Below are 12,785 nucleotides of genomic sequence, written 5' to 3' on the forward strand. Positions count from 1 at the left end.
TTCATCATCCTTCCGCTTTTAGCTCTAAAAGTAAATCGCGAAGCTCCGCGGCTCTTTCAAAGTCAAGCGCCTTGGCGGCTTCCTTCATTTCATGCTCCATCTGTTCAACGACTTTCTGGCGTTCTTTCTTCGTCATTTTCGACAGCTTCGGCGCAGCTTTTGTTTTGTATTCCGCTTTATCCTCAGCTGCTACTGTGGCACGAATGACATCGCGAATTTCTTTATTTATCGTTTTCGGCGTAATGCCGTGCTCTTCATTAAACCGCTCCTGCTGCTCGCGTCGGCGTTTTGTTTCATTAATCGCAATTTCCATAGACTTCGTTATTTTATCGGCGTACATAATGACGCGGCCTTCCGCATTTCTCGCTGCCCGTCCGATGGTCTGGATCAGCGACCGCTCCGAACGAAGGAAACCTTCCTTATCCGCATCCAAAATCGCAACAAGGGATACTTCGGGAATGTCCAAACCTTCCCTCAGCAGGTTGATGCCGACAAGCACATCGTACTTGCCAAGGCGCAGGTCGCGGATAATTTCAATCCGTTCAAGCGTCTTGATTTCAGAATGCAGATAGTTTACTTTAATGCCGATTTCCTTTAAATAATCGGTCAGATCCTCTGACATCTTCTTCGTCAAAGTTGTCACAAGCACCCGTTCATTTCGCTCGATTCTTGCTTGAATTTCGCCGATCAAGTCGTCAATCTGACCTTCGATTGGACGGACGTCAATAAGCGGGTCAAGAAGCCCCGTCGGACGAATGATCTGTTCGACCATTTCATCTGTATGTTCAATCTCGTACGGCCCTGGTGTTGCTGATACATACACGATATTGTGCATATGCTTTTCAAATTCCTCAAAACGAAGCGGACGGTTATCAAGCGCTGATGGAAGCCGGAAGCCGTGATCCACGAGCACCTGTTTCCGCGCCTGGTCTCCGTTAAACATGCCGCGCACCTGGGGAATTGTCACATGCGACTCATCCACCACGATCATAAAATCGTCTGGGAAATAATCAAGAAGCGTATACGGCGTTGAACCTGGAGGCCGCAGAGTCAAATGTCTTGAATAGTTCTCGATGCCGGAGCAGAAACCCATTTCACGCATCATTTCAAGATCATATCTTGTCCGCTGCTCTAAACGCTGCGCTTCAAGGAGCTTTCCGTTTTCGTGCATGACCTTCAGCTGCTCCTCAAGCTCCTTCTCGATATTTTGAATCGCCTTCTCCATTTTCTCGGCCCGCGTTACGAAGTGGGATGCCGGGAAAATCGCAACATGATCTCGGTCGCCGAGAATTTCTCCTGTCAGCGCATCCACTTCCCGAATCCGTTCGATTTCGTCACCGAAAAATTCAACTCTGATACAATGCTCATCACGGGATGCCGGAAAGATTTCCACTACATCCCCGCGCACACGAAATGTACCGCGCTGAAAGTCGATATCGTTGCGGGCATATTGGATGTCTACAAGTTTTCTGAGCAGCTCATTGCGCTCAATTTCCATTTCAGTCCGCAGTGACACGACCATTTCCCGGTATTCCTCAGGCGAACCGAGGCCGTATATACAAGACACACTCGCAATAATAATGACATCTCTGCGCTCAAACAAAGCTGATGTGGCGGAGTGTCTCAGTTTATCAATTTCATCATTAATACTAGCGTCTTTCTCTATAAATGTATCCGTTTGAGGCACATACGCCTCCGGCTGATAATAATCATAGTAGCTGACAAAATACTCGACAGCATTGTTCGGAAAAAATTCCTTGAACTCACTGTAAAGCTGTCCAGCAAGGGTTTTGTTATGGGCAATCACGAGAGTCGGCTTATTGACTTCTTTAATCAAATTAGACACCGTAAATGTTTTCCCAGTTCCTGTCGCACCCAGCAGAGTCTGATGCTTCTTGCCCTCCTGAATTCCTTTTACAAGCTTTTCAATGGCTTTCGGCTGATCTCCCTGGGGCTGATATTTCGAGACTAACTCAAAGCGATCTTTCACAAAAATAAGCCTCCGTTTCTTTAACGAAATCTTCCTATAGATATAGTAACACAATGGAAAGCAAAATCACTAAAAATACGAACTAAAGTTCGGTGGTTTTTTATTTCCAGCTGTTTTTGTGTATAAAAAACCTGCTTTTAAATCGTAAAAGCAGGTATTCAGTCTTTATATTCATTATGTCCGATTTATTCTTCTTTTTTCTCTGCAGCTTTTTTGGCCATGTACAGTCCGCCAGCCACAAGAGACACAACATCCAATCCTACAATAAAATACGTTTCTGTATAGCCTTTTAAATAAGAGGCAAACAGCAATGCAGCTGTTAAAGCGATCGCCACATAATGATTAAAGGTGACTCTAGTAAATAGAACAACAAGCATAAAAGGGAAAAACAATGCAAAAACGGCTTTTGTAATCAACAAAAACCCTCCTCAGGGATTCTTCATCTGATCTGATTATAGTAAAAAATGAAGAATCGGACAATCGTGCATTCGCTCCCTCTCCTACACCATACCCCTTTTCAGCCAAAATCAATCACCATATTTGCATTTTGGTGCCGGTCAAAACTTATTCCATGGTGCCGCTGTTCTAATCAGCGGCACTTTTTTTATTACATCATCAAGTCCGCCGCCAGCTTCCGAGAATAAAAGAAAATAGGCATACAGTACCAGTACGGCCGCATTTTTCAGGATAATATAACCAACTTAACTATTCATTTTATTCAGGACTTTCTGCGTTTGACAGCATTTTCCTGAAAACCTACAATTGAATGATAGTGTTTACTATCATTTTTTAAACACAGGCTCCGCAATAAAAAGACTAGAGAGAAAAACAAAATGAATGAAGAAAAGAGGGGTTTCAAATATGTATTCTGTTTTATTTCGCCAGGCAGAAGAGTCCAGCCAGCTGGCTGGAGCAAAAGGAATGAATTTGATTAAATTGACCAAACACGGTCTTCCTGTTCCGGACGGGTTTATTATTCAAACGAATGCGCTCGCACGTTTTATGGAGGACAACCAGCTTCAAGAGACTAGTGAAAACGTCGAAAGCGGGATCATTTCTGGAACATTTTCGGATGAGCTGAAATATGAGCTGACTAGTTCCTTTTATAAGCTTAGAGAATCATATCGATCCGTAGCCGTGCGTTCTTCGTCTGCTTCGGAAGATTTAGAAGGCGCCTCATTCGCGGGTCAATATGAAACCTACTTAAATATCAAAACAGAGGAAGAGTTTCTGGCTAAAGTGAAAGAATGCTGGGCCTCATTTTTTTCTGGGCGGGTCAGCAGCTATAAGAAAAAAATGAACAATCAAATCGCAGAGCCGTTAATGGGAATAGTCGTTCAGGGGCTGATCGATTCAGAAATGTCAGGTGTTATCTTCAGCCGCAACCCTGTTACCCATGATGATAGAGAGCTTTTAATCAGCGCCAGCTACGGGCTGGGTGAAGCTGTTGTTTCAGGAAGTGTTACCCCAGACACGTTCATTGTTAATAAATCTTCGTTTGAGATTCAGAAAGAAATAGGTGCAAAGGAAATCTACATGGAGTCTGCGGCAGAAGGAATTGCTGAAAAAGAAACGAGTGAAGACATGCGCAGCCGTTTTTGCCTTACAGATGAACAAGTGATTGAATTGGCTGAAATCACAAAAAAAACCGAAGACCTGTACGGATATCCTGTCGATATAGAATTTGGAATTGCTGATCATCAAATATACCTTCTGCAAGCTCGCCCGATTACAACCATTGATCAGGACAAAAAGGCGGCAGAAGAAAAACGCAGCTTCATGATTACCGACACTGATATGAATGATTTCTGGCTTAACATGGAATCTAATATTGAAGGTCCGGTGAGTCCGTTATTTTCATCCTTCATCGTGCCGGCATTGGAATATGGCTTGAAGAAGAGCATGCAAAAGTTTCCGATTGGTGTAGTTGTTGATGAAGTAAAACTTTATCGCGGACATATTTATTCCAAAAACCAAGGTGGACAGCAGCCTCCTTCTGAAGACTGCGGCAAAGAGCTTTTCCCGATTTTATCGGAGCATATGTATGACATCATCAATCACACATACCTCCCTTTTTACCGGACACTGGACCAGCTCGCACAAACTGAGCATACCGCAGAAAGCGCACTGGATGCTTTTCAAAAACTAAAGGCCTTTTATCTCACGGCTTATGAAGAGCACTTCAATATCGTTTTCCCGCAAATCCTTTTAACAAACAAACTGCAAGCGATGTATCAGGACATTCAAGGAGAGTCCGAAAACGCTCATTTTTATGAGATGCTGACAGGAAAAATGAACAAATCACTGGAAACGGACCGTTGCTTATGGCTATTTTCTATGGAAGTTCAGGAGAACCCGAACCTTCTGACCATTTTTGAAAACAACAAGCCTGAACAGCTCCAGGAGAAATTAGAACAAACAGATGAGGGAAGACACTTCCTGAAGAACGTCCATGAATTCTTGCAAGAATACGGATGGAGATCTGTTAAAAGTCATGATCTGATTGAACAAATCTGGGTGGAAAATCCGTATTTCGCTCTGGCCAATATTCAAAATTATGTCCGTAATGGCTATCATTTTGACAATGAATTTCAGAAAACGAAAGAAAAACGAGAGAAATTATACAATGAATTCTTGGAAAACATAGAAGATCCCGGTTTGCGCACCGAATTTGACCGCTATTATCAATGGACACTGAACTCTGCAAATATAAAAGATGATCACCACTTTTATATTGACGCCATGCTGGATGCCAAGGCGAGAATCTTTCTGCTGAAGATAGGTGAATTGCTGGCGGAAAACGGTGTCATTCAAGATCGTGAGGACCTTTGGTTTTTATATGACGACGAAGTGGAACAAGCGCTTCTTCACCCTGTATCCCTGCAAGAAAAGGCTGAAAAACGCAGACAGATTTTTCATGAGTATGAGCTGGCCCAAGCCCCTGCCTACCTCGGCACCCCGACAAAAGAACAGCTCAAAGCAGCTGAAGAAATTGTCGGCGCTGTGATAGAGGATGAAAAAAACACAGAGAATCATATTTTTGGCATTGCGGCATCAAGCGGCATTGCGACAGGTCCGGTGAAAATCATTCGGGACGCCAATGAATTTTCTCAATTCGCGCCTGGGGACGTACTCGTTTGCAAGATGACCACACCGCTATGGACCAGCCTGTTTCAAGACGCCAAAGCGATTATTACAGACACAGGCGGCATTTTGTCTCACGCTGCGATAATTGCCCGTGAATACGGCATTCCAGCCGTTCTCGGCACACGCACGGCAACCGAAAGACTGCGAGACGGTGACATCATCACTGTTGACGGAAGCAGCGGCAAAATCACAGTTGTCAGCCGGTCCTGATGCGTCCCCCTCTTTCTTATACAAGCGGGGCGGGTGTATACTTGTCCTGCCAGTATACTCGTGAGGTGAAACGTATTGAGACCGACAAACAAGAGAATCCTTGACGCTGCCATGCAGCTGCTCGTCAAAAAAGGATATCGCGCAACAACTACAAAAGAAATTGCAGAAAAAGCAAATGTAAGTGAAGCGACGATTTTCAGGAACTTTAAAAACAAACAAGGACTGGTTGAGGCTTTGCTTTCTCAGCATTCTTCAAACAGAGGCAGCATTTTGGAACAAACAGAAGGGGATTTGTACAAAGACCTGCTTCATATCGGAACCTGTCTCTTGGAGGAGCTCGAACATAGAAAAGATATCATTAAAATCAGCTTTCGTGAACCGGCCATGTTTCAGGATGTCATTAACCACGTCACTGAATATCCCCAATCTATGAAACAGCTATTGGTTGATTATCTCAAAACAATGGGTGAGAAAGGGGTTATTCAGACAGGAAATGAAGCGGAGCATGCCGACGTGTTCATGTCGATTATCTTCGGTTATTTCATTCACCGTCTCCACTTAGGAGACCGGGTCATATCAATGCCCCAGGAAAAAATGCTGGAGCACAGCACAGCTCTATTTGTCAAAGGAATTTCTGCTGATTAACTCCTTGGCATAATAAAAAGGAGGATCCCAATGAGCTCAAGAAAAGAATGGGCGCTGATCGTCTCGCTATTATTGGGGGCCATTCTGGCTCCCATTAATTCAACGATGATCGCGGTCGCGCTCTCATCTATTTCCCATACGTATAACGAGTCCATCGCAAGCATCACTTGGGTGGTTACCGTTTATTTAATCGTGATGGCAGTCACACAGCCGATTGCAGGAAAGCTGGGTGACATGTACGGCAATAAAACAATGTACTTATGGGGAGTCGGCCTTTTTCTAATCGCATCTCTAGGCTGCGCCCTTTCACCGAGTCTGCTCCTGTTAATTGTTTTTCGGGCATTGCAGGCTGTCGGCGGGGCATTGCTTACGCCAAACAGCATTGCCATTATCCGGCATGTTGTTTCTGAAAAACGCCTACCGAAAGTGTTTGGATTTTTCGGACTGGGTGCGGGACTTGGTGCAGCACTCGGGCCTTTTATCGGCTCTATACTGATTGACAGCTTCAGCTGGCATTCGATTTTTTGGGTCAACATCCCGTTCCTCGCTATTGCTTTATTTACGGCATTAACGATGTTTCCTCAATATAAAGAAAATAAATCTGACGCGCCGCTGGATATCATCGGCTCTCTCTTGCTTGCAGGCAGCATCGTTTCCATTATCCTGCTGACGAAAAATGAGGCTCCATGGGGATATGCGGTATACAGTGTATTGATACTTCTTTTTGTTCCGCTTTTTTTCAGAAGAGAAAAACGTACCAAGCACCCTATCATTGACTTTGCACTGTTTAAAAGCTCAACCTTTACAAATGCGAATTTATCAGTCTTGTTAAGCAATTTGATGATGTATGCCGTCTTATTGATTATGCCGTTATTTATGACGAACCAATTTGGGCTTAATACGTCTAACAGCGGGATGGCGCTTTCTGTATTTTCAATCTTCATGTCAGCCAGCAACTGGGTGGGCGCGCAGCTCCATCACAAATGGGGAGCCAAAAAAATCATTTTTCTTTCATTTGCCATGATGGCTGGTGCGAATCTATTATTTTTGCTGTTAAGCAGCTCGCATTCTGTCTTGTTCCTCATGCTCTCTCTTATCCTTGGCGGGCTCGCTTCCGGAGTCGGTCTGACCAGCATGCAGGTGTCATCCCTTGCCACAGTAGACCCCGGAATGTCAGGAGTGGCATCCGGTATTTTCTCGACCTTCCGTTATTTCGGAAGCATCATTTCATCAGCCTTAATTGGCCTGATTTCGGGATATCACATCCTATTTATGATTCTCTTTGCTGTATCCATCATCGGCGTTTTTGTTTCATTGGGCATCAAATCTGATGAAACGGCACGGATAGAAAAAAACTCAGCGTAACACAAAACAGCCCGGCATCGCATCTTCCTGCGGTGCCGGGCTGCCTTTTATGATCCAGAAGCGGCTGCTTCGTCTTCACGGTCATCCTTTACGAAGAGGATGCCCAATTCATGATGTTCTCCTTCATAAGAAGCTCGCTGGTCAAAACGAATTTCTCCATTCAAACCGATAATTTCAAGCTTCACATATGCACGGTTATGCTGAAGCGCTTCATAGAAATCAGAAACGTTCTTAACCGGTATGCCATTGACTTTCGTTATGATTTCCCCGATTTTCAATTCCAGGTCCTCAGCCGGCGTATTGGGGATAATCCCAAGCACCATTAAGCCCTGATCCCTTTTCGAGAAGTAAAACGGAGCCGCGTTATCATTCACTCTTTGCTTTATGGACAGAAAAATGCGCCCTAACAAAGCAGTACAGACCGCTGCACCCGCAAGCGGCGTCCACAGTAAGCTCGCTGCACCGAGAACTGCGACGGCAAGACCGAGAATACAAACGCGTTTCGCTGTGATCCTTATACTCGTTTCAGGCAGCGATCCCTGTACCCTTTGTCCAAATCCGACAAAGTAAGGAATCCATAGAAAATGGAATGAGCCGCCGGGAACAGTAAACACGGGCCACCAGCTAAGGTGCGATTCTAAACCATTACCGGGCACGAGAAGGAACAGCGGCAAAAGCCAAACCCGGTTTGCCAGCTGCTGTCCGATCGGCAAACCGCGGCTGCTTACGACAAGTGCCGGTGATGTTCTCACATGCGCAGAACGATAAGCAACCGCTCCTTCAGTGATAATCAGCAAACCTAGAAACACAGCTACAGCCGGCCAAACAACTGCAAATCCTTGCGGAAATCTCTCCAGAAAGGGCTCCGCCTGATATATTTGCAGTCCAAAACCTATCAGCATACTCACACTGACGATATATGCAGCAGACATCCAGTTTGCGCGAAGAGTGAACGCTGCCGCTGCAGTGATAACGGCAATAATCGCAAGTAAACCGAGAGGAATCGATAATCCGAGTCCACCTAAAATAACTGACAAAAGAAGACCTGGAATCAGTCCCTTTGTATATGTAAATTTCAGATCATCATAAATATCTGCTATTCTTGTATGAAAGGTTTTTCGTTCCCGTTTGATTCTTACATAGCCGAAAGCCAAGGTTATGATGATAAAAAACCAGAAAAGCGGGTGTAAGAAGAACAGGCCCGCGCTTTTTAACAGTTCAATTCCCCATTGAACAGACACTATCTCTCACCGCCTCAAGCCAAACATGTTACTCATATTCTATCAAATATTAAATGGCTTGGATATCCTCAGGAGAGTTTATCTCTCTTGCGTCATCCACAGCGTGACATTCGATAGTGAAAAATCCTTTAAATAGTGGTTTACATCCACATCCAATAACCCGCTGATTAGATGCATCGACCTTTTTATATCTGTCAGATTAATTCCTAATCGCTTATGATTTTTCATTAAGTAGTTAAAATAATGTTTGGCGCATTCCTCATTAATGTCATTTACTGATTCGACATTGGTGTAATTGACCAAATATCTGCTGAACAGCATAAGAAGACTTAGTGCTTTTGTAGCTGAAAATGTTACGTCTTGTGTTCTGTCTTTTAATTGTTCCACTAATTCATAATATTTTTTTTCACGCACAATACTTGCCCTCTTCAATTGTGAACCCCCATTTTCTTTATACAGATAAGCACGGGCCAGTATAAGCAGCAGTACTGGAGTGCTAACAAGCATTCTCGCTAACGTTACTCTTTAAATACCTGTCGTTCAGCTGCCATTAACCTGATTACTGTTCTTTTTAGAACCTTCTTATATTGTATGAAGTAAACAAAGACTAGGCAACTTGCAAAAGTTTCATTTTAAATGCATATTAACTCGTTAGAAAGTCTCTCTCATATATTGATATCGGGTAATAACAGTCCTTTATAAATGTTTATTTGTGAAAATTTTTTTAATTTCTTGTCAAAAACTCATTTTTTATGTGACTTATGATCCATAATCTCTTTAAGCACAAAGAAACAGGAGATGGAATACCATCTCCTTTAATTGACAAATAATGATTTCAATGCTGTTTGAAGCTGCAAATCATTTTTTTCATCTGATTTTTTCTTTTCTATCTGCCGGTTTAATGTCTCTGCAGTGCGAGTGTCGATCACACCGGTTTTATTCAGCTTGTTTTGATCCTGAAAAGCCATAACCGCTTTTTTCATGTCTTTGCTGAAATAGCCATCCTCACGTCCCGGATCAAAGCTGAGACCTTTTAACAATACCTGCGCATGCTTGACGTCTTCATTGTTCATGTCCACTTTAAGCGGCTCTTTCAGCTGTAAAGGCCCGGCGGAAAAATAATCGGGCTGCTTAATCGCAATGGTCGGTTCAATTCCTTTCTTATGAATCCAGTTTCCATTTGGCGTCAGCCACTTGTAAAGCGTTAATTTGATGTTGCTGCCGTCCCCCATTGGCACAGCCTGTTGAACCGTTCCCTTTCCAAAAGACGTATCGCCTACAACATCATAATGGCCAGCTTCCTTTAATGCACCGGCAAGAATTTCTGATGCAGAGGCACTTCCTTTATCCGTAATCACATTGACAGGGTACGCTTTTTTATGGGTCAATGTTGAAAAATAACGTTTTTTATCCCCATTGCGTTCAGCAATCTGAATATACGGCTGATCCTTTGTAACGAAATGCTTAAGAATTTCTTCCACACTTTGAAGATATCCGCCCGGGTTGCCGCGTACATCAATGACAAGTCCTTCTATTTCTTTTTTCTCAAGCTCCCTCAGCGCTTTTGCAAAATCCTCTGCGGTGTGCTCAGAAAAAGTAGAGATGGCAATATATCCAACAGAATGCCCCTGTACTTTTTTCTCTGATGCAAAAACCGTTTCGAGTGGAATCTCAGCTCTCTTGATCCGGAATGACAGCTGCTTCTTCGTTCCAGGCCGCTGAATCTTCATTGAAACGCTGGACCCTTTTTTTCCTCTTATTTTTAACACAGCGTGGTTTAAATCCTTGCCGGCCATCGATTCTCCATTGATGCTGATAATTTCATCATTAGGCTTCAACCCGGCTTTTTCCGCTGGCGATTTCTTGAATGGAGAAACAATAATAATTTTGCCGTCTTCCATGCCAACCTCAGCCCCGATGCCTTCAAATGAGGAATCAAGAGAATCAGAAAATTGCTTAGCTGTCTGCTTATCCATGTAAACAGAATAAGGATCATTTAGCGTAGACAGCATTCCCTGGATGGCTCCCTCGAGCAGCTTTTCTCTATCTACTTTTTCTACGTACTCATTCGAAATTAACTCATACGCTTTTTCGATTTTGTCCATAGCTTTATCCCGTTCAGAGTCAGCTTGTGCCGTCGCGGGAACTGCTGCAGTCTGGGGCTTATCCATCTCAAGCAGGTTGATTCCCGCATATACACCGGCGCCTCCGAACAGCATGCTCCCTGCTGCTATCACAGCCATTATTTTTTGATTCATCCTTTACTCCTCCTGTATGCCAGACTGTCTTTACCAAAACCTAGAGATAGTATATGTAAAGGATGGAGATTTCATGTAATCATAGAAGAAAAAGAAGGCAAATGAAAAGCCGTCCCGAAAGCGGAACGGCTTTTTCACTTTATACTCGCAAAAACTTGCGGATGGAAGTCAGACTTCCCCATACTCCAATTACTGCGCCGATTGCAATCAGCACTAGCGAAACTTGGAATACAAATGGATTATAAGGAAGAAGAGAGACAAATGATCCTTGAACCTTTGGAACGACCCATCCGATGACGTATTGGTAAGTGCTCAGCACCAATGCAATCGGAATCACAGAACCGAATACGCCTAGCAGCAATCCTTCAAGGAAAAACGGCCAGCGGATAAACCAGTTTGTCGCGCCGACAAGCTTCATGATTTCAATTTCTTTTCTTCTTGCGAAAATTGTAATTTTAATGGTGTTGGAAATTAAGAACATCGCCGTAAATACCAGGCCGATAATTAACGCGATTCCAATGTTGCGGGAAACGCCGACCACTTTAAACAAACGGCTGACCTCTTCTTTTCCATAAGTGACTTTATAAACATGATCCATTTTTTCGATCTTTTTCGCCACGTTCGGCGTATCATGCGGATCTGTCGTTTTGACGACAAACGCATCATTAAGCGGGTTTTCCTGATCCTTCATTGTCAGAGATTTTCCGCTGTCACCAAAACTGTCAACCAGCTGGTCAAGCTCTTTTTCTTTAGATGAAAAAGTAACACTCTGAATGCCCTTCAGTTCCTTAATATCGTTCTGAAGCTTGTCCTGTGCCTTCTGATCTGCAGTCAGATCAATCAGCACTTTGATTTCAACTTGTTTTTCAGCATTCGTGGCCATGTTATTCAAATTCAGCATAATCACTAAAAACACGCCGACTAAAATCAGCGTAACGGTTACAGCACTAATGGATGCAAATGTCATCCATGTGTTTCTACCGAGAGATTTAAAACTCTCACGCAAGTGGCGCCCGAGAATTTTAATCATATGAACCATACTCCCCTCTTGACTCATCACGCACAATGATACCATCTTCGATTGCAATGACACGTTTCTTCATGGTGTTTACGATTTCTTTATTATGTGTCGCCATCACGACTGTTGTCCCGCGGTTGTTAATTTCCTCCAGCGTCTTCATGACTTCCCAAGACGTATCCGGATCAAGGTTTCCTGTCGGTTCATCAGCAATGACAACATCAGGATTGTTCACAATTGATCTTGCAATAGATACACGCTGCTGCTCCCCGCCTGAAAGCTGGTCAGGAAATTGTCGCGCTTTATGCTTCAACTGCACGAGATCAAGCACTTCAAGCACCCGTTTCTTAATGACAGACGGCTGTTCTCCAATCACTTCAAGGGCAAATGCCACATTTTCAAAAACAGTAAGTTTCGGAAGAAGCTTGAAATCCTGAAAGACAACGCCTATTTTGCGGCGCACGAAAGGAATCTCTTTTTCTTTAATTGTCGCGAGATCTTTATGATTGATTAAAATTTGTCCTTTTGTCGGTTTTTCTTCTCTGTAAATCATTTTAATAAAAGTAGATTTACCCGCTCCGCTCGGACCAACAACATACACAAACTCGCCGGGATGAATGGTAACAGAAATCCCATTGAGCGCTTTTACGCCGTTCGGATAGGCTTTATATACTTCCTTCATCTCTATCATGAAATCACCTAATCTTTTATATCATTTTATCTATCACACGGTCATACTCTTCGAATGCATTCGACAATTTATGACCCATTCATTTGTAAAAAGATGAAAAATCTGAAAGTTCCCTTTTTCAATACACTTCATTATACGTCAAATTTAGACATAATACTATTACAGTTTCTTTTCATTCATATTGTCAAGGCATAAAAACATCCTTGCCGGCACTCGGCAA

The 12,785-nt window shown here is 43.3% G+C and carries 10 protein-coding genes; 3 read left to right on the top strand and 7 right to left on the bottom strand.

Translation table 11 applies throughout. The features are described 5' to 3' along the window. Positions 1–4 precede the first annotated feature (4 nt). Both uvrB and NYE20_RS19175 read right to left on the bottom strand, forming a co-directional pair. Positions 5–1,990 carry an excinuclease ABC subunit UvrB gene (gene uvrB / locus NYE20_RS19170; protein ID WP_003228054.1) on the bottom strand — a complete coding sequence of 662 codons (1,986 nt, stop codon included), beginning with the start codon at positions 1,988–1,990 and terminating at the stop codon, positions 5–7. Between the two features lie 185 nt (positions 1,991–2,175). Continuing rightward, the gene (locus NYE20_RS19175; RefSeq protein WP_003228053.1) at positions 2,176–2,406 is read right to left on the bottom strand and encodes a CsbA family protein; all 231 of its coding nucleotides are present in this window, start codon (positions 2,404–2,406) and stop codon (positions 2,176–2,178) included. A gap of 445 nt (positions 2,407–2,851) precedes the next feature. On the opposite strand from NYE20_RS19175, the gene NYE20_RS19180 reads away from it, so the two are divergent. The 3 genes from NYE20_RS19180 (at position 2,852) to NYE20_RS19190 (ending at position 7,357) form a co-directional block, all read left to right on the top strand. Further along, entirely contained in the window at positions 2,852–5,347 is a 2,496-nt protein-coding gene (locus tag NYE20_RS19180) for a PEP/pyruvate-binding domain-containing protein (protein WP_125121116.1), read from the top strand. A gap of 75 nt (positions 5,348–5,422) precedes the next feature. Further along, complete coding sequence (locus NYE20_RS19185; protein WP_003244088.1) at positions 5,423–5,992, top strand: TetR/AcrR family transcriptional regulator; 570 nt, start codon at positions 5,423–5,425, stop codon at positions 5,990–5,992. A 30-nt stretch (positions 5,993–6,022) separates the two neighbouring features. Continuing rightward, positions 6,023–7,357, top strand: coding sequence for an MFS transporter (locus NYE20_RS19190; RefSeq protein ID WP_032726943.1), 1,335 nt, complete (start codon positions 6,023–6,025; stop codon positions 7,355–7,357). Positions 7,358–7,404: 47 nt separating this feature from the next. On the opposite strand, the gene minJ is transcribed toward NYE20_RS19190, so the two are convergent. From minJ to ftsE, 5 genes are all read right to left on the bottom strand, one after another. Further along, on the bottom strand, positions 7,405–8,598 hold the full coding sequence (gene minJ / locus NYE20_RS19195) for a cell division topological determinant MinJ (protein ID WP_041850478.1): 1,194 nt from the start codon (positions 8,596–8,598) through the stop codon (positions 7,405–7,407). Between the two features lie 78 nt (positions 8,599–8,676). Continuing rightward, a complete protein-coding gene (gene swrA, locus NYE20_RS19200; protein WP_015251121.1) occupies positions 8,677–9,030 on the bottom strand; it encodes a swarming motility protein SwrAA in 354 nt (117 codons plus the stop codon). Positions 9,031–9,413: 383 nt separating this feature from the next. After that, positions 9,414–10,856 (bottom strand): carboxy-terminal processing protease CtpB, encoded by a 1,443-nt coding sequence (ctpB, locus tag NYE20_RS19205; RefSeq protein WP_014481034.1) that lies wholly within the window; start codon positions 10,854–10,856, stop codon positions 9,414–9,416. A 139-nt stretch (positions 10,857–10,995) separates the two neighbouring features. Then, the gene (gene ftsX, locus NYE20_RS19210; RefSeq protein WP_009968247.1) at positions 10,996–11,886 is read right to left on the bottom strand and encodes a permease-like cell division protein FtsX; all 891 of its coding nucleotides are present in this window, start codon (positions 11,884–11,886) and stop codon (positions 10,996–10,998) included. Beyond that, positions 11,879–12,565 carry a cell division ATP-binding protein FtsE gene (ftsE, locus tag NYE20_RS19215; protein ID WP_003228039.1) on the bottom strand — a complete coding sequence of 229 codons (687 nt, stop codon included), beginning with the start codon at positions 12,563–12,565 and terminating at the stop codon, positions 11,879–11,881. Before ftsE ends, ftsX begins: the two co-directional genes overlap by 8 nt. Between the last annotated feature and the right edge of the window lie 220 nt (positions 12,566–12,785).

The organism is Bacillus sp. FSL R5-0416, assembly GCF_037975425.1.
Lineage (GTDB): Bacteria > Bacillota > Bacilli > Bacillales > Bacillaceae > Bacillus > Bacillus subtilis.